This is a genomic window from Clostridioides sp. LIBA-6622, assembly GCF_056716095.1.
On record NZ_CP196998.1, the window covers coordinates 3,568,507 to 3,592,344 of the forward strand.

The 23,838-nt window shown below is 26.7% G+C and carries 19 protein-coding genes and 1 CRISPR repeat array; all 19 genes read right to left on the reverse strand.

Annotation, left to right across the window (positions count from 1 at the left end):
- Window positions 1-23: 23 nt before the first annotated feature.
- The 19 genes from ACTG47_RS16610 to cas5 all read right to left on the reverse strand — a co-directional run bounded on the left by ACTG47_RS16610 (window position 24) and on the right by cas5 (window position 23,274).
- On the reverse strand, window positions 24-389 hold the full coding sequence (locus ACTG47_RS16610) for an ArsR/SmtB family transcription factor (protein WP_054271605.1): 366 nt from the start codon (window positions 387-389) through the stop codon (window positions 24-26).
- Window positions 390-404: 15 nt separating this feature from the next.
- The gene (locus ACTG47_RS16615) at window positions 405-1,181 is read right to left on the reverse strand and encodes a nitroreductase family protein (protein WP_479925385.1); all 777 of its coding nucleotides are present in this window, start codon (window positions 1,179-1,181) and stop codon (window positions 405-407) included.
- A 330-nt stretch (window positions 1,182-1,511) separates the two neighbouring features.
- Window positions 1,512-1,961 (reverse strand): PTS sugar transporter subunit IIA, encoded by a 450-nt coding sequence (locus tag ACTG47_RS16620; RefSeq protein ID WP_479925386.1) that lies wholly within the window; start codon window positions 1,959-1,961, stop codon window positions 1,512-1,514.
- Window positions 1,951-3,858 carry a BglG family transcription antiterminator gene (locus tag ACTG47_RS16625; RefSeq protein ID WP_479925387.1) on the reverse strand — a complete coding sequence of 636 codons (1,908 nt, stop codon included), beginning with the start codon at window positions 3,856-3,858 and terminating at the stop codon, window positions 1,951-1,953. Before ACTG47_RS16625 ends, ACTG47_RS16620 begins: the two co-directional genes overlap by 11 nt.
- 222 nt (window positions 3,859-4,080) lie before the next feature.
- The gene (locus ACTG47_RS16630; protein ID WP_479925388.1) at window positions 4,081-5,976 is read right to left on the reverse strand and encodes a PTS fructose transporter subunit IIABC; all 1,896 of its coding nucleotides are present in this window, start codon (window positions 5,974-5,976) and stop codon (window positions 4,081-4,083) included.
- Window positions 5,977-6,000: 24 nt separating this feature from the next.
- Entirely contained in the window at window positions 6,001-6,891 is an 891-nt protein-coding gene (locus tag ACTG47_RS16635; protein WP_479925389.1) for a ketose-bisphosphate aldolase, read from the reverse strand.
- 873 nt (window positions 6,892-7,764) lie between these two features.
- On the reverse strand, window positions 7,765-9,459 hold the full coding sequence (locus ACTG47_RS16640) for an ABC transporter permease (protein WP_479925390.1): 1,695 nt from the start codon (window positions 9,457-9,459) through the stop codon (window positions 7,765-7,767).
- Between the two features lies 1 nt (window position 9,460).
- Window positions 9,461-10,453, reverse strand: coding sequence for an ABC transporter ATP-binding protein (locus ACTG47_RS16645; RefSeq protein WP_479925391.1), 993 nt, complete (start codon window positions 10,451-10,453; stop codon window positions 9,461-9,463).
- A gap of 220 nt (window positions 10,454-10,673) precedes the next feature.
- The gene (locus tag ACTG47_RS16650) at window positions 10,674-11,717 is read right to left on the reverse strand and encodes an extracellular solute-binding protein (protein WP_479925392.1); all 1,044 of its coding nucleotides are present in this window, start codon (window positions 11,715-11,717) and stop codon (window positions 10,674-10,676) included.
- Between the two features lie 478 nt (window positions 11,718-12,195).
- Window positions 12,196-12,408, reverse strand: coding sequence for a helix-turn-helix transcriptional regulator (locus tag ACTG47_RS16655; RefSeq protein ID WP_169469095.1), 213 nt, complete (start codon window positions 12,406-12,408; stop codon window positions 12,196-12,198).
- The gene (locus ACTG47_RS16660) at window positions 12,409-12,825 is read right to left on the reverse strand and encodes a hypothetical protein (protein WP_479925393.1); all 417 of its coding nucleotides are present in this window, start codon (window positions 12,823-12,825) and stop codon (window positions 12,409-12,411) included.
- Between the two features lie 57 nt (window positions 12,826-12,882).
- On the reverse strand, window positions 12,883-13,296 hold the full coding sequence (locus ACTG47_RS16665; protein WP_479925394.1) for a hypothetical protein: 414 nt from the start codon (window positions 13,294-13,296) through the stop codon (window positions 12,883-12,885).
- A gap of 494 nt (window positions 13,297-13,790) precedes the next feature.
- A complete protein-coding gene (locus tag ACTG47_RS16670) occupies window positions 13,791-14,420 on the reverse strand; it encodes a type 1 glutamine amidotransferase family protein (protein WP_479925395.1) in 630 nt (209 codons plus the stop codon).
- A 77-nt stretch (window positions 14,421-14,497) separates the two neighbouring features.
- Complete coding sequence (locus ACTG47_RS16675; RefSeq protein WP_479925396.1) at window positions 14,498-15,460, reverse strand: helix-turn-helix transcriptional regulator; 963 nt, start codon at window positions 15,458-15,460, stop codon at window positions 14,498-14,500.
- A gap of 398 nt (window positions 15,461-15,858) precedes the next feature.
- Window positions 15,859-17,071: direct repeats of the CRISPR family, unit length 29 nt; unit sequence ATTTATAACTAACTTAGTGTAATTTAAAC.
- A 566-nt stretch (window positions 17,072-17,637) separates the two neighbouring features.
- Window positions 17,638-19,620, reverse strand: a complete 1,983-nt coding sequence (gene cas3 / locus ACTG47_RS16680; RefSeq protein WP_219672802.1) for a CRISPR-associated helicase Cas3' — start codon at window positions 19,618-19,620, stop codon at window positions 17,638-17,640.
- Between the two features lie 10 nt (window positions 19,621-19,630).
- Window positions 19,631-20,701 carry a DNA repair protein gene (locus tag ACTG47_RS16685; protein ID WP_219672801.1) on the reverse strand — a complete coding sequence of 357 codons (1,071 nt, stop codon included), beginning with the start codon at window positions 20,699-20,701 and terminating at the stop codon, window positions 19,631-19,633.
- 20 nt (window positions 20,702-20,721) lie between these two features.
- Window positions 20,722-21,870: a hypothetical protein gene (locus ACTG47_RS16690; protein WP_219672800.1), complete on the reverse strand. Its 1,149-nt coding sequence runs from the start codon at window positions 21,868-21,870 to the stop codon at window positions 20,722-20,724.
- 1 nt (window position 21,871) lies between these two features.
- Entirely contained in the window at window positions 21,872-22,636 is a 765-nt protein-coding gene (gene cas6 / locus ACTG47_RS16695) for a CRISPR-associated endoribonuclease Cas6 (RefSeq protein ID WP_021363929.1), read from the reverse strand.
- Window positions 22,627-23,274, reverse strand: a complete 648-nt coding sequence (cas5, locus tag ACTG47_RS16700; protein WP_479925397.1) for a CRISPR-associated protein Cas5 — start codon at window positions 23,272-23,274, stop codon at window positions 22,627-22,629. The genes cas6 and cas5 overlap by 10 nt, the downstream gene beginning before the upstream one ends.
- Window positions 23,275-23,838: the final 564 nt, after the last annotated feature.

Sequence of the window (23,838 nt, forward strand, 5' to 3'; positions counted from 1 at the left end):
CCTTTTTATTAAATCACTTTACTTTACTCACCTTTTCTTATATCATTTTCACCAATATGTTGTATTCCAATAAATATAAGATTTATTAACTCTGTTAATGATTTCCATTGTGATTTTTTTGAATCGAGATAATAATAATTTTTTGTTCCTTCTCTACGTACATTAACAATTTCTGCTTCTTTCAATATTTTAAGATGATGAGATACAGCAGGACGAGAAAGATGTGTTTTTTCTGTAATTTCTCCCACTCGTATTCCATTAAAATCACTTTCTAAAAGCGTAATTAAAATTAACTGTCTAGTTTCATCACCCATAGCAGAGATAGCCTTACGACATTCTTTAAATCTAGATGTTATTTCTTGCATTCTTTGCTGACATTCTTTTTCCATAAAATCCTCCTCCTCTTATAAGTATCTAACATTTGCTGGTTCTTTTTGTGCAGTACGTCTATATTTAACATCTGGATATCCAATCACTAGTGTTGTGAGTACATGAGCCCTGTGTTTTAGACCTAAAAGTTTCTTTAGCTTTAGTGAATTATTTGCTACATCTGAAAAATATCCACTAAATAAAACTCCTAAACCATAAGATTCTGCCATTAGTGCCATATTTGATGCTGCAAGTGAACCACTAATCTTATCTTTTGTAACTATCATTATTGCAGTAGGAGCATTTTTGAAAAAAAAGTTATCATCAATCGAAACTTCCTTTGAATATTTAACAGCGATATTTGCAATAGGCTTTATTTTTCTAAAAAATTTCACTGCTTCCTTCTCATATATTAATTTTTTATTATCCAAAACAATATATGAAATATCTTGTGAGTTTTTAGCACTAGGTGTATATCTACCAGCTTCTATAATTTGATTTATAATTTCTGAAGAAACATCTTTATCTTTAAACTTACGGATACTTCTTCTTGATTTGATTGCCATTAGTAATTCATCTGGGTCTATATTCGGCTTCTTTGTAAGTTCTATTGGTGGTTCATCAAACCCTGTTAGTGTAATAGCCTCTTTTGGACAGATTGCTGCACAATGCCCACACATTAAACAATCTTGATTTTTTATTACTGATTTTTTATTTTTTATATCTATATTATTTACTGGACAATCATTTTTACAAAGTCCACATCCAATACAAAGTTCTTTATTAACTTCAATTATATGCTTATATCTCATATGCTTTTATCTACCTTTCGTTCATTAGTTTAAACTATTATAACACGTAGATATTTTTTATATTCATTGGTAAAGAATTTGATTACCATTAAATTTTTACCCTCTCTATTACACAAGATTTTCATACATTTTAAAGCATTATGGTTTTCATATAATAAGTTTCTTTTATTTATTGTTATAACAAATAACAAAAAAGCACATCCCCAATCAGATGCACATTTTAAATAAATATATCTTTTATAAGAATTATAATCCATGTAGATTTCACCAAATTTTCTTAGATTAATTCAATACCTCAAAATAAATTCAAATTTATAGTTCATATAATATCTAGGCTTCATAAAATACATCTAATATTTCTTTTTTAGTATGTGCATTTAAAAGCTTTTCACTTATATCTTTACCACCTAAAATATAAGATATTTTAGACATTAATATTATGTCCTCATTTCCTTCAGATTGTGGCATAGCAAACATAATTATTACTTTTACAGGCAATCCATCTATGCTTGGCCAATCTACACCTTCTACAGATTTACCTATTACCACAGATGCTTTCTTTACATACTTTGTTTTCCCATGTGGCATAGCCATCTGATAACCTATACTTGTAGAGCCTATTTTCTCTCTATGCTTTAGTGCCTTTATAAACTTGCTTCTTGAAGTTATACTTCCTTTATCGTATAATTTATCTACTAATTCTTGTATTATGCCTTCTTTTGTAGTTGATTTTAAATCTAAAATAATATTTTCTTCGCTTAATATATCTCTAATTTCCATTTATTTTCTCCAGTATATTGTTATTAAATAATATTTTAATATCCTCTTTTCTTTCGCAATCTATTATATAATTTATATAGTTCTTTTGCCTGTATAGATTTGATACTTCAATCAAAATATGCTTTAAAAAACTACGATTACTAGTTTCTAAATAAAGATTAATCGTTCTATTAATATTATCAACATTCATTATTCCTCTATTTACTTTACTTTGATTACATATATATATATTTAAATCTTTTCCTAATGAGATAGATTCATATTTACTGCTTAAATTCATACCTATTAAACTTCTCATCTGACTTACATCAAAATTAAAATATATATTATCTTTTAAATATACACCTAATAAGTTTGTATCTAAGACCATATTATTTTGAGGTTTATTAAGTAAGGCATTTTTTATATTATTAATGTCACTTTCCATTAATAGTACTGATACAACTATATGTAATTTGTCTTTCAAGTCTAAATTTACAGTAGATATTACAAAATCTACATCATCTAAATTTCGCTTATTCAATTGATGCATAGGAATTATATCAACTATAGTCCACTCAGGAAATTCTCTTTTTAATCTAGCTGCAAGAAGCTGAGACGTTCCATATCCTGTATTACAAACTACTATTACTCTTTTATCACTCATATTTCTTTCTATAGCTGCTTGAAAATATGTAGCTAGATATGAAACTTCATCTATACTAATATTTTTTAGATTATAATACTCTGTCATAATATTTATAGTCATCATGCACAACCCCAGTACATCCGAAAATCTCTCTCGTATCTCTTCTAATAATGGGTTTTTTATTTGGATATCATATCTTAATCTGTTTAACATGTGTCTTACATGAGATGCTAGACTTTTTTGTAATAATTCATCATCTCTAAGATTTATATTTAAAAACTGTGACATATTCTCTATCATTATAGATGACACTTTTTCACTATCACTTAATATATCTGATTCATCATTGCTACTCTTATTACTTTCGCTACTAAATCCAGATGATACTAAATATATATAAATATATTTAATTTCATCTTTAGTTATTTTTACTCTGTATCTATTTTCTATTTTACCTATAAGTGTAGTTACCTTTTGATATACTAACTCATCCAAATTACATATAGAAACTTCCTTTTCCTCCTGGAACTCTATTTGATTACCTTCTCCAACTCTCTTTAAGCATATAAGTATATGTGTAATTAAATTTATATAGTAGGGCTGACTTATAACATATCCTAAATTATCTTCCAATTCTGTGATTATAGTTTCTACGAATATAATAGAATCAATATCAAATAAATTTATCAATGCACTAAATGTAGCAGAGTCTAATCTTGTTAACTCAGATATATCATGCTGTTCATAATTTTCATCTAATAAATCATCCACCATCTTAGCAATCGATTTCCTTATGTCCACTTCTTTACCTATAATTTTAGTTCCTTCTAAGGTTTTATTAAGTTTTAAATTATATTCTTTTATCCATTCCTCTATATATTTAAAATCATTTACTATAGAGGTTTTACTTACATAATATTTATCCGATAGCTGATTTATTGAAGTTATATTACTTGAATTTAATAATAGATATTTTAAAATTTCCATTCTTCTTTGCTCTACTGATAAAGATTTATTTCCCTTTGATTGTATGTTTAAACTATTAATTAAGTCTATATTGTTCTTTGCTGAGGCTTCTATTAATATTCCACAACCTCTTTTTATATCAATTTTTATATTAAAAGTTTCTAGATATACCTCAATAATCTTCAAATCTTTTTGTAATGTTTTATCTGATACATTTAATTTATCTTTAAAGTATTTTATAGGTCTATATTCATTTTCGTTTAATATCAATTTAAGAAATTCAATTTGTCTTGATACAAGCATACTTATGCCCCCTACCTATTTTTTGATATTTCTATTAAGTACTATTTTAGCATATTTCATAGCTATGTAAGAATACTAAGATACTTCTGTATCGTAAAAGAATTTATGATACACTTTACAAAATTCATATAATATAGAATATAATTTCAAAATAAAAAATAAGGATATTGAGATATAACCAACTACTTATTCAATATCCTTATTTTCAATTTTATTTATAATTTAAGCACTAAGTACTTCAAATTCACTACTTTCACTCTTTATAGTAGGCTTTGTTATCCCTATAATTAATGTTGTTATTACTGTTCCAACTAATATACAAGCTATATACGCAATTGGTGAACTACATGCAAATGGTATTACAAATATTCCTCCATGTGGTGCCATCAAGGTTATATCTAAACTCATACATATTGCACCACCTATACAAGAACCAATTATATTTGCTGGAATCATTCTTAGCGGGTCCGCAGCTGCAAATGGTATTGCCCCTTCTGTTATGAAAGATGCACCCATTATAGCAGTTGGTAGTGCTGACTTTCTTTCTTCTTTAGTAAACTTATTTTTGAATATTAACATAGCTAATGCTATTGCTAATGGAGGCACCATTCCTCCTACCATTAATGCAGCTGATGGTTCAAATACATTACTAGAGAACATAGCTAATCCAAATGCAGAAGCCGTTTTATTAATAGGGCCTCCCATATCTGATGCCATCATTCCTGCTAATATTGCACCTAATAATATTTTATTAGTTCCAGACATACTTTGTAACCAAGACTGTAAAGCTTCATTTAACCATGATGCTGGTGTATTAACTATGAAGAACATTATAGCTCCACTTGTAAACGCAATTAACAGTGGACATATCAGTACAGCATTTACTCCCTTTAATACATCTGGTAAGTTTTCTGTTATCTTAATTACTCCTAAAGCTATGTATCCTGTTGCAAATCCTGCTACCATACCCCCCAGAAATCCTGAACCTCCAATAACTGCCATAAAACCAGCTATCATAGCAGGAGCAAAACCTTGCCTTCCAGCAATTGATTTAGCTATAAAACCAGCAAGTATTGGTATGAATAACTTAAATGCTGAGTCACCTCCAAGTTGCCCAAAGAATCCAGCTATAGGGTTGTATGTTTCGTGAGTCGGGTCTGATGCAAATATACCAAACATAAATGCTATAGCTATACCAATCCCACCTATTACTACAAATGGAATCATTTCAGATACACCATTCATTAAGTGTTTATAAATACCTTTTTTCTCTGCTCCTTGAAGTATTTCTTTTGAATCTTCTAAAGTTTTTCCACCTGGCTTAATTTCTTTAGCCATGCCATTTTCAGCATTTATAATTAAATTTTTAGCTAATGAAACATTTTTAGCATCTGCTACTTTCTTTTGTAATACTTTCTTTCCTATAAATCTACTTGTTTGAATTTCTCTATCACAAGCTATAATCACATACTCTGCTTTTTTTATATCCTCTTTAGTTAACTTATTTTCTATACCTATAGCTCCATGTGTTTCTATTTTAACTTCATATCCAAGTTCTTGCCCTGCTTCTTCTAATGCTTTTTTTGCCATAAAAGTATGAGCTATCCCTGTTGGACATCCTGTTATTCCAACTATAAGACCTTTACTTTGATTATTACTTAAATCTCCTGATTCTACAGCCTTACAATTAAATATATTTAATATTTCATATGGAGTTTCTGCATTTAGTAGATTCTTGATAAGATTTTCATCCATTAAATATGTAGCTAGTTTAGATATAATCTTAAGATGAGCATCCAAACCTGATTCTGGAATTGCTATCATAAAAAATGACCTAAGTTTCTGACCATCATTATCCACAATATCCTTATCTGTTCTTAAATACATCATCACAGGTTGATTTACTGCACTTGACTTGGCATGAGGGATAGCTATTAAATTTCCCATGTTGGTTGGTGATTCTTTTTCACGTTTATTAATATCAATTATAAACTTTTCTTTATCATTTATATAATTTCCATGATACAAATGATTTGCCATATAATCAATTACTTCTTTCTTAGTTTTAAATTGTTTATCTAATACAATACAATCGCTACGTAATATTTGCTCTATCATAGACTCTCACCTCCTCGTAAATTGTTATCCAATCACTAATTCTTCTTTTTGTGAAAAACATTTTAATTTATCTATGTCATTAAATAAATTCATTTTAAACTCTATAACCTCCCTTGCAGCTTCTATACATTGTGGATATATAGCATCTGGTTCATATAAACTTGGGTTTTGTTCTAATACTTCTCTGCACTTCTTATAATATGCTGATTTAACATCACTTGAAATATTTACTTTACAAACTCCTAGTTTAACTGCTTGTGCTATTTCTTCATCTGGATTTGATGAGCCTCCATGAAGGACTAAAGGTATGTCTACTACTTCTTTTATTTCTTTCAATAAGTCTAATCTAAGTTCTGGTTTAAATCCTTTTGGATATATACCATGTGCTGTACCAATTGCAATAGCTAGTGTATCTACTCCTGTTTTTTCAACAAAATCCCTAGCTAATTGTGGATTTGTATATATTATTTCATCAGAGCCACCTTCTCCTGATGTTCCAGTTGTCCCTATTGTGCCAAGTTCTCCTTCTACAGATACATTTAATCCTCTTGCTATTTCTACTATTTCTCTAGATATAGCTACATTTTCTTCATATGGTAAATGTGACCCATCAATCATTACTGATGTAAATCCACATCTTATAGCTCTTAATATTTGATTTTTATTTGCTCCATGGTCTAAGTGTATTACCATTGGTACCTTACTCTTATTTGCTTCTTCTATGCAACTAGCTACAAAGCTATCTTCTAGAAAACTTAACTCATTTGGGTGTATTGCAAGGATTACTGGTGCATTTTTTTCATTAGCACTCTGTACCACTGCTTTAAGTATTTGCCCACTTCCTATATTAAATGCTGGTACTGCAAATTTATTTTCTTGTGCCACTTGTAACATTTCCTTCATATTTATTAACATATTGTACCTCCTGATATTTTTAATTTTAAATTTTGATTTATTTGTTATTGGTTTTGTTGTTGTTTATATTTAAATAATATCAGGGTAATAAAAGTCAGAAAATAACAATCGTTTTCCTTATTGAAAAGGAACTTTTATTATATATTCTTAGTTCCTTTTCAATAAGGAATTTTTAGAAGCCTGTATCATAGTTAACCATACTTACTATGTAAAGCTTCTCTTCTTAACTATTTTAATATATCTTATCCGTCCTAATTCTTTATAATAATCAATTAGATAAATATAACTATAATCTCTTTAAAGCTTCAAATTATTGCATTCTAACAAATTAATATTATAAATTGCAATAATAATTCATAAAGCAAATATATACCAAATTATAAAATTTTATAAAATAATTTAGTGCCCTAATTTTTTAAACTTACTTATTATCAATACTCAAGAAGCTAAAAAGTATACTCTAATAATTGCACTTACTTTGTAAGTCTTCATTTAAATTCTATACTATAGCTATATCATCTAATTTATCAAAAGATGTAAACATATCAAATACCCTACTTTCATTTACTAGAAAATTAATGGTTAATAATAGTATATTTTACATACATGTAGATATAAATTTTAAAATACTAGTACCATAGTTAATACTATATTGATATCAAAAAAATCAAAAAGATATTAGCCAACTAGCTAATATCTTTTTGTGGATTTCAATAGTAGAGATGATTTATAGGAATCATACTCACAATTATCTAATTTTTCACTGTCATAAACTTGACATAAAACACCAAAAGTACACTCCTTTAGTTTATTTCCAAGAAATAAAGAGTCTTAGTCTTCTAACCATCAATTTATAAATTAGTATCTGTTATTTTATGTAAATCTTTTTCTATCTAATTTAAAAATTACTCCTAATGCTATATAGCATATACCAATTACTAATACACCATAAGCCATAGATACTCCTATCTTAAACTCTTGCATATTAGTTACAATGGAAATTGAAATAGGTCTATTGTAAACACCATAAAGCAAGGCTGACATTGTATATTCTCCAATTGTACGAATGAATACTAATATAGCTCCTGAAATTATCCCTGGCATCATATTTGGTATTATTACATTATAAAAGGTTTGTACTCTTCCAGCACCTAAACTCCTTGATGATTCTTCTAGTCCTAAATTTATTGACCTCATAGCAACCTCATTAGATGAAAATAGTAATGGTAAAGCATAAATTGCATATGCTATAGGTAAAATATAAAAACCACCTATTAAGGACTCATTAAAAGCAAATATACTTTTTTGATTAAATGTATTAATTAGGTTAACTGCAATGGCACTTGCAGGCATACTCCAAGGTAACATTATAATAAATTTTGCTAGTCGATTATATGTATTATCCTTTTTAATTACTAAATACGAAACTGGTACAGTAATTATCAATCCTAATGCTACTGCCATTAAAGACATTTTCAAGCTATTTAAAATAGGCTGTAATACACGTGATTTTTGGAAAATCATCTGGTAGTTCTCCAGTGTAAAGTCTCTAGGAAATATGGTCGTCATAATTGAATGTGTACTTACAAATGATAAGTATACAATAGTAATTATAGGAAGCATAATTATAATAATTTGTATTTCAATAATAATCTTACATACAAATGTAAATAAGTCTTTTTTTCTATTATCGACTTTATAACTTTGAGATTTTAAGGAGGATACTACTCCATATTTTTTGCCATAATACTGTAACAAGAGCATAAATGCAATCCCCATTAGTAACAAAGTAATTACTTGAACTGATGCTATATCCATGTGATTATTAGCCTTAGACCTAACAATCTGAGTGCTCAAAACTTTAAAACCACCACCTATAAGATTTGGTGCTGAGAAAGAACTAATCCCTGATGCAAAAGTTATAATAGTAGAAGTTATAACAGCAGGTGTAATAACAGGCCATATTACATCAAAAAATACTCTTAGCTTTGATGCTCCCATTCCTTTTGCAGCTTCAACTGTTGAGTAATCTACATATTTTAAGGCAACATATACATTTAAATAAAAATACACATACTGAGTATATGCGACTACAAATAAAATCCCTTTTAATCCACTAAAATCATAGGGTTTGTTGATAAAGGAAAGTAAAATTTCTATAGATTTTGTAACTATCCCACTTTCTCCATAAAGCTGAATACATGCAATTACCATAATTACTCCAGGAATCATCATTGGACTTAGTAAAAGAATATGTATGATTTTTTTGTGTTTATCACAAACAAATGTCATATACAGGGCAAGTGATATTCCCATAATTCCACATACAAGTACAGAACCTAATCCCAAAATTATAGTATTACTTACTACCCTTAAATTATTAGTGTTTGAAAAGTATTCTTTGAAAACTTCAAAAGAATATCCACCTTCACTTTGGAATGCTTGTGCAAAGGTATTAGCTATTGGAACGATAATATACCCAATCAGAATCCAAAATAATATACTGTATAAAATAATAGAAATAATATTTTTAGGTGTGAATTTACTATGGTTTATTTTTTTAATCATATTATTCACCTTTCAACACACCTAGATATGCCCTATCCCCTACATTTAATTTATTACTATTATTCATCCTATTAAGTTCAGTCACTTGATATTTTTTCCCATTATTTGATACTGTATATTCTAAGATTGGACCTAAAAAATTCTTAGATTCTACTTTTACTTTTACAAACCCTCTTTGGTTAGTGTTTTGCAATAATACCATTTCTTCAGGTCTTTTATAAATATATGGCTTTGTCTCTTTTTCAATATTAAAATTAACATAATCCTCTTTTTCAATACAGTTTGAAGTACCTACAAAGTTTGCCACAAAATCATTCAATGGTCTTTTGTAAACTTCCATTGGCATATCAATTTGAAGAACTTTCCCCTTATCCATTATAGCTATTCTATCAGAAATAGCTAAAGCTTCTTGTTGATCATGAGTAATAAATAAAGTAGTAATACCTATCTTTTTCTGTATCTCTCTTATTTCTTCTCTCATTTTGACTCTTAAAGCTACATCTAAATTAGACATTGGCTCATCTAATAAAAGCATCGTAGGCTCAGTAGCTAATGCTCTTGCTACTGCCACTCTTTGTTGCTGTCCACCAGATAGTTCATCAATCTTTTTTTTCCTAAAATTTTTCATTCCTGCCAATTCTAAATAAGTATCACATTTTTCTACTATAATTTTTTTAGATAACTTTTTTATTTTCAATCCATAAGATACATTTTCTTCTACAGTCATATTCGGAAACAGTGCATAGTTTTGAAAAACAGTTCCCATATTTCTATTTTCTGGTTCTAGGTTAGTAATATCTTTATCACCAACATAAATACTTCCAGAAGAAGGTTTTATAAATCCACCAATTATTCTTAAAATAGTCGTTTTACCACATCCAGAAGGACCTAATAAAGTAAAAAACTCGCCTTCTTTAATGGATATATTAACATCATGCAATACTTTTTCTTTTCCATAATAATGATTAATTTCCTTTAATTCTATATTCTTCATATCGACCCCGCAAATTATCTAATATTTATAAATGAATTACTTCATATCGTTGACTACTTCATTAATTGCTCAAAATCTATTTTATTTAATATCAGTGCATTAGTATCATTTGGTTGTATGAGTTATACAAAAATCATGACATACCATAGTTCCCTTATACGTAAAATAGCGAGGAAAATCCTCACTATTTTTGTATATAATATTAAATTATCTAACTAGACTATTTTATAGTTTTATTGTTATCTATTATATCTGTTTCCCACTTTTCAATCCAGTTAGACTGATTTTTTCCAATTACAGACCAATCTACATCCATAGCTTTATATTCTTTTGACATCCATTTTGGTGAATCTTTAAGTGCAGAATCTAATGTTGGTATACGGTTAAAATCATTTGCAATCATAGCTTGAATCTTAGCACTTCCAACAAAATCTACAAATTTAGCTGCTACATTTGGATGTGGAGCATTTTTTAGAGCTGCTACACAGTCTGTGATTACTACAGAACCACTCTGTGCATCTACAACTTCTAATGGCATATTATTTTTTTCTTTATTATCTATTATATCACTTAACACTGCAACAGATATCGCAGCCTCACCTTTACCAATTGCTGAATACATAACACTTCCACTATTGTAGTAGTTCTTGATATTTTTATTTAAACCTTCAAGGTACTTCCAAGCTTCAGCTTCACTCTTAGTAGTTGAATAGTAATTGATTAAGTTACTAACAGTAGAACGCATAGATGATGATAATGAGTCTCTAGTAACTATTAAATCTTTATATTCTTCTTTTGTTAAATCGCTCCAATCTTTTGGTGCTTTATCCGCTGATAATAATTTTGTGTTATAAAACATCATTACTGGTGTTTTTATAGTTCCATACCAATATCCTTCTGAGTCTTTATAAGACTTGTCTAATTCATTATTCCAGCTTGGTTCAGTCTTTTCATATAATCCTTCTTCTTTTAATTGCATATATGTAGATGTATCTCCACCAAACATTACATCTGCTTGTGGATTATCTTTTTCACTTCTAACGCGGTCTGCTAATTCACCTTTTAAGTTTATGAATTCAACATTAACTCCTGTTTCCTTTGTAAATTCCTCAGAAATTGCTCCTAACATATCCTCACCATGAGTAGTATATACTACTAATGTATCCTCTAATTTATCACTTTTTGATGTGTTATCATTGCTACAAGCTACAAGTAATAATGACATTACCACAGTTAATAAAATAGCTGCTATTTTTCTCTTCATATTAACTCCTCCCCCCATATTCTCCATGTTCATTTTAAATGTTATTATTCTTATAGTCAACGATTCGACAATAATCTATATAATTGTATTTTTCTATATACTCCTGTTTTATTATTGTTTTTTTCTATAGTTATACTTATTTTTATACATATAATTTTTATATTCACATTAATCCATTTTTCAATCTGAGTATTTTATTTCTTCAAGACATATTTTAAGTATTAGTATTATCATTATGCACATAAAAAGTGACCTATAAATAGACCACCTGAACGAATGCTTATATAGTATGAATACTTTCTTATAGCACTTATTATTTTTATCTAGTCCACCTTCAATAAATAATGTATATATGTGGGTTCTATTTTAAATATTAATCAAAAGTATTGACTACTTCTTATATAAATATTTTTAACAAATTTAATAATTAAATAACCATATTTCATTAGTCATCTTATAAATGTTTATAACCTATCCACTATTCTTCTTCAATAAATTCAAATAAATTTTCTACTGTAGTATCGAATACTTTCGCGATATCCATCGCTAACTTTAAAGAAGGATTATATTTTCCATTTTCTAAATGTACAATAGTCTCACGTCTTACTCCAACTGATTTAGCAAGTTCATTTTGTGTCATAAGGAGTGTTTCCCTATACTCTTTTATTTTTGTCTTCATCAATATTGACACTTAGTTACATATCCCCCTTTTATCAAAGTACATATACAAAATTAATTTGGATAATGATTGTATAAATAATACTGCAATAAGAATTATTCCAGTATCCTGGTTTGATATATTTATATTCCTTGTATAAGGAGTTGCAAAGAAGATAGCAATTATAACTATGGAATACATCATTATTGTTATTGCAATCTGATTAACCTTTGATAGTATAAATTTAGATGATTCATCAACTAAATCATTATATTTTTTATTATAAACTGAATAGCATCCAAAGACTATTAACCAGCTCAGTCCTGGAAGAGATGCAGTACTTGGACCTTTAAAAATATACTTAGTAGCTAATACAGCTATAAAAAGATAAGTTATTACAAGTAATTCTAAGATGAGCTTTGACTTTACTCCAGTTTCTGATTTAGACATATAAAATCACTCCTTAAAAGTTATATTTTAATTTTTTATTTTCGTTGATATTGCCACTCAGTTACATATCCCTCTTTTATCAAAATATATATACAAGATTAATTTAGCTAAAGATTGTATAAATAATACTGCTAAGAGAATTATACCTATATCCAAATTTGATATATCCAAATCTCTTGCATGATTAGCTGAAAAGAGAACAGCTATTACAAACATAGAGTATAGCATTATTTTTGATGCAATTTGATCAACCTTTAACAACATAAGTTTTGATGCCTCGTCAATTAAATCATTATATTTTTTATTATACATTGAGTCAAATGCCCAAAAAACTAATAAGATTATAAAAGTAATCCAAATACCTTCTTCTTTAAAAATAAACTTTTTTAATAATAAGTCTATAAATAAATAGGATAACATCAGGAATTCTGAAACAAGATTTGCTTTAACACCAAGCTTCGATCTAGACATATAAAATCACTCCTTAAAAGTTATATATTTATAACACTTCATGTTATAAATATATAACTTTTCCAAATAAATTGCAAGAAAATATTGTAAATTCTTAATAATTTTTTATAGGTATAGCTTATAAAATATTTCATGATAAGCATAGAATAGTTACAAATAATATTATAAAACTACTTATTTATTCACTTTTATAGAACTATATCTCTAAAAAATTCTACTACTTAATATATTACTTAATAAAAATTACAATACAGTATTAGATTAGTTTATTATATCTATCCTCTTAATCATATTATTTACTAACTATTACTCTAATTAATACGCAATATTGAAATGTATAATTATACAACCTAAATTCACTTCAATATCCTTCAAAAATACCTTTTTTTGTGGCTGGAGTATGGGTATGGATTTCATAACCAAAATAAAAAACCACTTATCTATTGCCATAGAGAAAGTGGTTTAGATTTTGAATTTAAAAATAAATCTTAAATTTATTTATTACAATTCATTAATTCGAAAAAATATTTAGAGTCATGTGTCTTATAAAGATTTAACCAAGAACTTAATGCTTCTTCTTTAAAAACATCTAAAACTTTTAAAACTTGTATCGTAAATTCTAATGGTGCAATTCCTGAAGCAGTAATTAAATTTTCATCACTAATTGCAGATTCCATTTTATAATATTTTTCTCCAGAATAACTTGGTATCACCATTTTTAGAAATTCCAAATCATTACTTGTATGATTTCTAAAATCTAGTAAACCTGTTTTAGCTAGTCCTAAAGTAGCACCACAAATAGCTGCAACGATAGACCCTTGTCTCAAAGCCTCTTTAGCTTTTTCTAATATTATCTCATGACCTATAGATGTCCAAGTATTTCCCCCTGGCAAAATTAATAAATCATTACTTTCCATATCGAACTCATCAACTGTAATCTCAGGCAAAACTTTTAATCCACCCATTGTTATAATAGGATTTTTATCAATTCCTACCGTAATTACTTTTAGTGGTTTTAATCCTTTTTTAAAATATCTTCCTGTATTTAATTCAGCAGTTAAATATCCAACTTCCCAATCTGACATAGTATCAAATACATACATATATACTTTTCTATTTTTCATCTTTTACTCCTTATCTTATTAATTAATATACCTATATTGTAAAATAACTTAACTGACAGACTCTGTCAGTTAAGTTATTAAATTTGATAATGATTAATTAATTCGAGTAAATTTTCAACTACTTTATCCCTAAGACTTAATGGTTCAATTATTTGTATCGATTTTCTATAAGTTATAAGTATATTTGGTACATATGTAAATATTATCTCTTCTTGAAGTTTAAATATTGCTTTATTTGAAGTCCTTTCTTTCAAATAATATCCTAGAAGCCAATGCTGACATAAGTTGTCCAATGCATTTATCTTTCCTTCTATAACTAATTGTATAGTATTATCTTCATCTTTTGTTTCGTCCATAATCCCCTTTATAAAGAATTCACTTGCTGAAAATTCCTTTGGTCTATTAAAAGTATTTGCTGTTTCTATAACACTACTAATTCTATCTACCCTAAAACTACGAATCTCATTTCTCATTTGACAAAATGCTACTATGTACCAATTATTATTCCAACGAACAATTCCATATGGATTTATAATCCTACATTTTGATTTTTCTTCACTAGCTGTGTGATAGTCAATTTCTACAGATAATTCATTTGCTATACTATTTTTTAACTTTTTAAGTCCAGATTCTATGGATATTTTTCCAGTGGGTTTTATTACTTCAAAACCTATTAAATGTTTTGTTAAAATTTCTTCTTGTTTTTGATTTGAATACATTTTTAACTTTGACGTTGCTTTATCTAGTGTTTCATCTAAGAAACACCCTTCTTCTTTAGCAAATATAGCTGCATGAAGTAGTGCAGTTTGCTCTTCTGTATCGAAAAAAAGAGGTGCTTTGATGAAATTATTTAAAAGTGTATATCCACCATTATGACCTGTATCTGAAATTATAGGTATTCCACTGGCAGATAATGTATCAATGTGTCTGTAGACAGTTCTTATGTTTATTTCTAGGTTTTCAGATATTTGTTTTGCGGTAATTTTTTTATCTGAGTTTAACATCCATAGTATGGACATCATATTATCAATTTTGGCCATATAGTTTTACCTCTTCATGTGTGTTTTATAAGTTAATTATATATGTTATTAAATTCATTTTCAAAAAAAGATATTAGCAATTTGCTAATATCTTTTGTGGATTTCAATGGTGGAGACGAGGGGAGTCTATAAGTGGTTATTTGATTGTTTTGTTGGTTTTTGTGAATATAGGTATATGGCTATTTAGTTATGATATCGGAGCAATTTTTTTGGTTGTTTTTTATTGTTTATTTTTGTAGTTGGGGTATTGTTGGGGTATGATTTTGTATTACCCAAAAATCTTGATGGTTCCATAATATAAATCAAACTCTCAGTTAAGTTTTTTAATGAATAGGTAAATATTATTTGTACTCATAACAATATAGTTTACACATAATTTTATATATACTTTCTGATATATCTGCAACTAGCTTAGTGTAATTTAAACAGGCAATAAAGACTGAAACAGATTCAGAAGGTGATTCATTTATAACTAACTTAGTGTAATTTAAACATTAGATACAACAAGATTAGTACCTTTATGAACCTTATTTATAACTAACTTAGTGTAATTTAAACTTTAAAATTATTTATATAATAATCACAATTGTTTTATATTTATAACTAACTTAGTGTAATTTAAACGATGATTATGCGACGTTTTATTAAAAAGAAGCGAAAATTTATAACTAACTTAGTGTAATTTAAACCTTCAAAATCATCAAAAGTATTAAAAGTACTTTCACTATTTATAACTAACTTAGTGTAATTTAAACTTTCTTTAATGAGATATTATTCTTAGCAAAAAGAAAATTTATAACTAACTTAGTGTAATTTAAACCTCCTCCACCATCACCATCTGAATAATATACCCAATGATTTATAACTAACTTAGTGTAATTTAAACCCAGAATGGTTTAATCAACTTGGCGAACAAATTAGTCAATTTATAACTAACTTAGTGTAATTTAAACGTAGATATGATATGCTATTAGACAAATCGTACGCTTATTTATAACTAACTTAGTGTAATTTAAACACTATAGCTTAGAATTGTCTTGGAAACTTGCGAACATATTTATAACTAACTTAGTGTAATTTAAACCTACCAAAAGGTATGTTTATATTTGACTTTGCATATCAATTTATAACTAACTTAGTGTAATTTAAACGTGTTAAAAAGCTCCTATTATTAATCTAAGCTAGACTGATTTATAACTAACTTAGTGTAATTTAAACTTTAATTTTAAGTCGTTCAAGTTCTTTTTCCTGCTCATTTATAACTAACTTAGTGTAATTTAAACTTGGGAGAGGATATGTAAAAGCATACTCTCAATATAAATTTATAACTAACTTAGTGTAATTTAAACGATTCTTTTTTGAATGTTGAGGATTTTGTTAATGCAATTTATAACTAACTTAGTGTAATTTAAACTTGTTTGAAAGATTTTGTCTTGTTTGTCCTGTTTTTTATTTATAACTAACTTAGTGTAATTTAAACTGATGATGAAACTAAATATATACTTAGTAATCCTCAATTTATAACTAACTTAGTGTAATTTAAACTTTTTAGTTGGATACGAGCAAATTAAAAGGGGTTCTAATTTATAACTAACTTAGTGTAATTTAAACCCCAAATAAAACTACAGTAATTCCAATACTTATAGTATTATTAAAATGAATAATTTGCAGTGAGCCCTAAGTAGTGTTTTTTGATACAATCAAAAATACAGTTGTAATCTTTGCCATCACTAATTTACAGCCACTTATGTAATTTTTTCGCTCACTGCAAAACCAAAACTACTAAATATTATTTTTAAGACATAATAAATTTAAAAACATATCTAACATAGAATTATTGCATACTTTTTGATATAAGATAACAATATAAAAAGATATTAATTAAACAATCAATATCTTTTATACTCAAAATACAAACTATTAAAAATATGTCTATGTCTTTAATTAGTTTTTTCATTATCTAAAATATATAAATATTATCATATGATTTCTATATATTTTAATATAACTTGCTTATATTAACATTTTTATTCTTAATATCTCAACTAATTTAGTTTAATTCAAACACATAATATAAGCATGGTATTTTATAACTAATATAGTACAATTTAAATAATAAGCTTCAACATAATTATATATAAAAACATGTATATTTACAACTATCTAAATAAATACTCCTAATCGAATTCTAGACCTAATTTATTAGCATAACTATAGCTTGTAACAATTACATCATTATCTTCATAAAACATATTTCTATTGGAATTATATCTTTTTACAGATACATTTACAAATAATGAACTAGCTTCCAAGTACATTTTTTGATTTAAAAACAATTTATACTCATCTATTAAACTTTCAGGTATAACACTAATACTATCATTATTAAGCATGTCAATACTAGCAGATTTATTCCAGACGCCTACTCTCATGTTTCTTATTATAATTTCTAAGGTAGTTTTATGCTTGTTGTATTTATCCATATCTATATCCAGATAGACATTATCTAAATAAAATGAAACTTTACTCTCATTAACTATAGAATTATCTTTATGTATTATCTCTGATATTACTGTGTCTGTTCTATTTACTATATCATAATCATATATATTAAGATTCATATCATAATCATATATATATACATTACTTAATTCCTTATTTTCGCCCTTTCTATTTACTCTACCAAACCTTTGTAACAACGAATCAAAAGGAGCTAACTCTGTATAAAGTACATCATAACTTATATCTAAGCTCACCTCTATACTTTGAGTACCTATCAATAAAAAACTTTTTTCTATACCTTCTTCTGCTTGTTCCCTATCTCTAGTGTTAAATCTACCATGTATTAGTTTAGGATTATAACTTTGAAGCTTCCTATATAATTCTTGAGCTAAATCCACTGAATTAACACATATTAATACCCTTTTTCCTTGAATCATATCATTTTCTATTTTGTCTAAACTATCTAGTATACTTTTATTTATTCTATTTAGCTTATGTCTGTTTATTAAATCATTCTTATCTGGCTCAATAATTGTACTTATTTTCAATCTTTCCTGTATTAACTTTTTTAAGCAAGTTGGTATACTTGCACTCATTATACATATTTGTATATTTAAGTTTTCTTTTAAATATTTTAAGAACTCCAATGTATAACACAATACTCTTGTATCAAAACAATGTATTTCATCAACTATAAATATACTATCTTTTAATTGTGATAGTAACATTTCAAATCTTTTACAAGAAAATATAGACTTTACCAACTGAAATATAGTGCATACATTAATCTGTTTTACACTCTTTTTGTATATCTGATAAAGTTGTTTTATATCTTCTTCATCGCTGATTTTATTCAAAAAATATGGAGCTTTACTATGTAACATACTTACACTTATATTCCTATTATGGAAATTTTCATACAAAGAATTTATGCTTGCTGTATAAGGAAGTATATAATACACTCTCTTACTTTTATCTTCATTTTGAGCTAGGTTACTCCAATACAATGATGTTGCTGTTTTTCCAAGACCTGTCATAGCCATTATCATTATATCTTCATTTTTATCCATATTTAAGACTTTTTCTTGTATTGAATTATAACTTACACCCTTTGGTAGACTAAAATCTTTAATAGAGTTAAATCCTTTATCTATACTTTTAATTCCAGCAGAAGCTATATGGTCACAATATTGCAAGTAACCTTTTAATAATATATTTTCAAGTTTTCTAGTATCATCATTTCTTGCTCTTGATATTTCCTTTATAAATGGTCTTATATCTTCTACTTCAACATCTAATATTTCCTTTAATTCATTCAATTCAATTTCATAAATAGAATTTGTTATTTGACCCTCTAAAAACTTTATATCTTTATGGTGAGTTAATATAGCTAGCTTCTGACCTCTCTTTAAATGCTTAATACTTGCTGACAATAACTCATGCCTAACCCTTCTTATTGTATTTTCAATATTATCTTGGAAACTTTTTACTACTTTTCCTACATCATGACATACAATTGCCTCATTCAAATCGTTTCTCATATCATCAGATATATTATATATACTAACTAATTGATTCATTATGTAATTCATATCTTCATTATGCTTATCTATACTTATCCCATCTGATTTAGCTTTATACTTATCTAAACTATTCATTATGTTACCTTTATAAAGTTTCTTTTAGAAATTTTTTATAACTCTCAAAAGCTTCATGTACATTTGATATTTTTATAAAATCATATTCTTCAAATTCTTCTTCTAGACATTTCTTTATTTGTTCCTTTTCATTATTAACTTCTATCTCATTAAATGTATCATCATAAAATTTATTTATCCCAATCCATATATCACTTTGTCTAAATTCTTCATTTTGTTCTATAGATTCTTTTAACATCTCTATATCTAATCCATTCTCTTTGACAATTCCTTGAAATACATTATTTCCCCATGAGTATTCCCCCAATACAACAAATTTTGGTTTTGTATCAGTTAAATGATTTGTCTTATTTCCTTCTATGCTTAAGTATTCTAGTGATTTTAGAAGAGCCTCTATTCTTTTAAACTTTTCTTCTTTATCTAACTTTTCAACACCAATTGATTTAGCTTCTAAAGTTGTATAATCTCTATGCTCACTTGCTATATCAGATATATCATATTCTCCTATCTTTCCTATATTAAGATTTGCTATATTTGCATGTACTCCTGAATATACCTCAACTTGATATGGCATACTATCTCCTGTAGTTCCACAAACATTCCACTCCCATTCAACCTTTCTATTTGATACATTTATTAAAGAGTTCATTTGCCATCTTGACTTTCTTTTTTTAGTTATATTTGCTTCATATTTCTTCTTATTTTTTTTATATATTTCTTTTTCTTCATCTGATAATTCATTGTACACATCTTCTTCTATAGATAATTTTTCTGCCATCATAAAGCCAAATATATCATCTGTCGCATATTTAAATGGGTTTGGAATCAATTTTACTTGTTTACCATCTTTAGTTTTAATATTTTGTTCATAGCCACAAACTTGCTCCATAAATAGCTTTTGATTATATTTCTGACATTGACTTGATATTCTACTTCTATTTCCTATTTTTTTTGTATAAGTAGAGTTCTTATAGGAATTATTTTTCTTTTCTACTTCACTGCTACTTCCATTTAATCGTCCACACAAAACTTCTATTGCATAGCCTATATTTAACATTCTATTTGAATTTTTATTTTCCATTTTAACCCTCCATAATATTATTAAATTAAACTTACTAATATTAAATTTTTAATCTGTCTAAAACCTTTTACATCATCCAATTCTATATAATCATCTGTTTCTAATAACTTTTCTCCAGTATCTTCATAATATATTTCATTTAAATTAACTAACCAGTCCTCATATGCATGAAATTTACCTAACATTTTCAATTCTTTGTAAATTTTGTCTATATCTAAGTTACTAGCTTTTAATTTTTCTGTTAGTTTTTTTATTATATCAATTTTAACTTTTTTCAATATATTCACCTCCCTGTTTAAAAATACAATAAGTTCATCAGAAGCTATTTTCTCTCTCTTGTCCAAATTATAGATTTTTCTGAGATAGTTACTTTCTAAAGTACCTCTTAGTACATCTATATCTAGGTGTAAATCTTTAAACTCTCTTAGTAATGCTTCTTTTTGCAATTTCATTAACAAATTTACATCACTATTTTTTATGTTATTTACTTGAATATCCTGAGATTGACCAGAGTTATTAAACATATATTGCTCTATATGCCCATCAAATGAGTTATATTTACAAATTAGACTCTCTAATAATTCTATAGTTGAATATTTTTCTTTTTCTTTCTTTGCTCTCAACTCTATATCAATTAAATTTTCTTGTTGCATATTGTAAGTGTAATCTTCCATAAATTCATTTGATGTGGAATTGTATAAAAAAGCATACTTACTCACTCTACAATTTAAAATTGAATACATAGTCAATACTAAACAGTATGGGCATATATTCAAACCTTGCAAGTTATTAGAAAAATTATAAAATGTATTTGCAACTAAATTAGGCATATAGCTTCTTCCTATATTATATTCTTTATCCTCAATTTTAACTTTAGCTTTATATTGACCACACAAACTACAATATTCATTTCCTTTATTTTCAACAAAACCTTTTAGTTTATCCTTTAAAGTAACTTTTCCTTTTGGTTGAGTTAATGTAGAATTACTAAAACACATACTTTTTAAATTAGAGTATTTTTCGCAACTTACAAATTCCTCAATTTTATCACTCATTAAATCTATACTATTCTCTATATATTGATAAGTTATATCATTAACATCTTTATTCAAATAATGAGCTAATACATATAGACCATTATCAACAAATACATTGTAACTTCTATCCATGTTAAGCCCTCCTAGAAGTTATATAAGTTAATAACCCCATTCCTATACTATTTTTTTCCCCTAGTCCACAATAATAAATAACTTTTTGCATATCCTTATCAGCTTCTACAAATATTTCAAAGTCTGTATACCCAATTACAAATCCTTTTCCTTTTATATTGGTTACATATTTCTTTTTTACTGATAAGACATCCTCAATATCAAAATATACTTCACCAGTATATTCTTTATTATATATAAGCTTATATTTTTTCATTAAATTATCATGCAATGCTTTATAAAACTCTTCTTGCATTGGATTTAAATATACTTGCTTTTTACTTTTTAAGTCATATAGACTTGCTACAATAGGTGACCTTACTTTATAAAGTGTTATACTATTAAAACCTATCTTTGAATCTTCATCCATATTTGATAATTTAAACTCTATATTATATAGTTTAAAAACCTTACATTTAATAAAACCTTTTATTATGTTATTTAATATATCATCATATCCACTTAGAATTAATCTAATTTTTGTTCGAGAATTCAAATGTATTCCTTCTTTTGAATATTTAGCATCTTCAAACATCATTGTATAATTAAATAGTTTAAATACCTTTTTATCTATTTTATAACCTTCATTGTGAAGGCTTAGTGCTTTTCTTCTATCATTAACTTCAATAGCTTCATATATCCTTTTCATTAGCTCATACTGGTAATTGTAATCTAATACAACTTCATTATCCACTGTGAGTATCAAATATCTTCTTACTAAATGCATTTAATTACTCCTCCTTTTTTCCAATTCCATAAGAAAATATTCTGTTTCTCATCTTCATCATAATATTTATTATATTCAAACTCATTATTTTCTCTTACCATTGATGAATATATATCATAATAACCCTTCTTTTCATTATATTTTGTTAATGTATTTATTCTTTTTATCATTCCATCTCCAATATTAATATCTGTATACTGATTGTATCCAACAGCTTCTTTATCTATTAGATTTACTTTAATTTCACCTAAGGACAGTACCTTTGCTAAGCAATTTGTCTTACCTAAACATAGTGGTTCATTAAATTCTATATTTTTGTTAATATCTGTATATATGATGAGTTTAGGATTAATTAGATATTCAATAGGACATACATCAGTTTGAAATCTATCACTATCTGTTAATGTCTTTACATTTGGATTTATTTCTTTATATATCGTTTGTAAGTCCTTAAATGTACCATTATGATATATAACATATCCCAGTGTAAAATCATCGATTTCTTCACCATATATATTTTTCAAAATTCCAACGATTGTTGATATTGGTGGAATCTCATATGTTCTTTGTATCTTGCTATGCATAGGAATTTTAAAGTGAGCTATATCTCCAATTATTTCTATCTTATTTAATATCATTTTATCTCCTCAAATATTTAATATAAATTTCGTAATATATGTTTATTTTATAAAATTAGACATATATCTTTAAATGCCTTTATTTTTTTCCACTATTTTACTTCAAAAAACAAAATACCATCAGTCTATTGTATAGGTAGTTTATTATAAAAAAATTGTTTCTCCATAAAATAAGAGTTCAGAATATGCTATAATTTAATTTATATAATATTAAACAATTAAAATTTTCTACAAAGTACAATTTTAATACCTTTTCTAGCATATACATTTCATCACACAATTTTACTTATTCTCATACTACACATTACATAATTATTTTTTTTATAAAATTTTTATTATATAATCCTAATCGCCTTATATCCATGTATAATATAAGCATGGTACGGTTTTATTTATTCAACCTACAATTTACATAAAGAAATGAGGTGATAATACATAATGTTTTCTAATAAAAAAATCCGAGAGTTCAAAAAATTCCTAAAAGAATTAACTGAACTCGTCCTTCAAGTTGGCACATTTTTAACTGTCGTAAAAATAGTCATCTTTGGTATAATCTAAAATTTT

Excerpts from the sequence above, each read along its gene's own strand:
- ACTG47_RS16675 (WP_479925396.1), bottom strand. The coding sequence starts at position 15,460 with ATGGCCAAAATTGATAATATGATGTCCATACTATGGATGTTAAACTCA.
- ACTG47_RS16690 (WP_219672800.1), bottom strand. The coding sequence starts at position 21,870 with ATGGATAGAAGTTACAATGTATTTGTTGATAATGGTCTATATGTATTA.
- ACTG47_RS16610 (WP_054271605.1), bottom strand. The coding sequence starts at position 389 with ATGGAAAAAGAATGTCAGCAAAGAATGCAAGAAATAACATCTAGATTT.
- cas6 (WP_021363929.1), bottom strand. The coding sequence starts at position 22,636 with ATGCATTTAGTAAGAAGATATTTGATACTCACAGTGGATAATGAAGTT.
- ACTG47_RS16645 (WP_479925391.1), bottom strand. The coding sequence starts at position 10,453 with ATGAAGAATATAGAATTAAAGGAAATTAATCATTATTATGGAAAAGAA.
- ACTG47_RS16620 (WP_479925386.1), bottom strand. The coding sequence starts at position 1,961 with ATGGAAATTAGAGATATATTAAGCGAAGAAAATATTATTTTAGATTTA.
- ACTG47_RS16615 (WP_479925385.1), bottom strand. The coding sequence starts at position 1,181 with ATGAGATATAAGCATATAATTGAAGTTAATAAAGAACTTTGTATTGGA.
- ACTG47_RS16630 (WP_479925388.1), bottom strand. The coding sequence starts at position 5,976 with ATGATAGAGCAAATATTACGTAGCGATTGTATTGTATTAGATAAACAA.
- cas3 (WP_219672802.1), bottom strand. The coding sequence starts at position 19,620 with ATGAATAGTTTAGATAAGTATAAAGCTAAATCAGATGGGATAAGTATA.
- ACTG47_RS16665 (WP_479925394.1), bottom strand. The coding sequence starts at position 13,296 with ATGTCTAGATCGAAGCTTGGTGTTAAAGCAAATCTTGTTTCAGAATTC.
- ACTG47_RS16685 (WP_219672801.1), bottom strand. The coding sequence starts at position 20,701 with ATGGAAAATAAAAATTCAAATAGAATGTTAAATATAGGCTATGCAATA.
- cas5 (WP_479925397.1), bottom strand. The coding sequence starts at position 23,274 with ATGATATTAAATAAGATAGAAATAATTGGAGATATAGCTCACTTTAAA.
- ACTG47_RS16670 (WP_479925395.1), bottom strand. The coding sequence starts at position 14,420 with ATGAAAAATAGAAAAGTATATATGTATGTATTTGATACTATGTCAGAT.
- ACTG47_RS16635 (WP_479925389.1), bottom strand. The coding sequence starts at position 6,891 with ATGTTAATAAATATGAAGGAAATGTTACAAGTGGCACAAGAAAATAAA.
- ACTG47_RS16625 (WP_479925387.1), bottom strand. The coding sequence starts at position 3,858 with ATGCTTGTATCAAGACAAATTGAATTTCTTAAATTGATATTAAACGAA.
- ACTG47_RS16660 (WP_479925393.1), bottom strand. The coding sequence starts at position 12,825 with ATGTCTAAATCAGAAACTGGAGTAAAGTCAAAGCTCATCTTAGAATTA.
- ACTG47_RS16640 (WP_479925390.1), bottom strand. The coding sequence starts at position 9,459 with ATGATTAAAAAAATAAACCATAGTAAATTCACACCTAAAAATATTATT.
- ACTG47_RS16650 (WP_479925392.1), bottom strand. The coding sequence starts at position 11,717 with ATGAAGAGAAAAATAGCAGCTATTTTATTAACTGTGGTAATGTCATTA.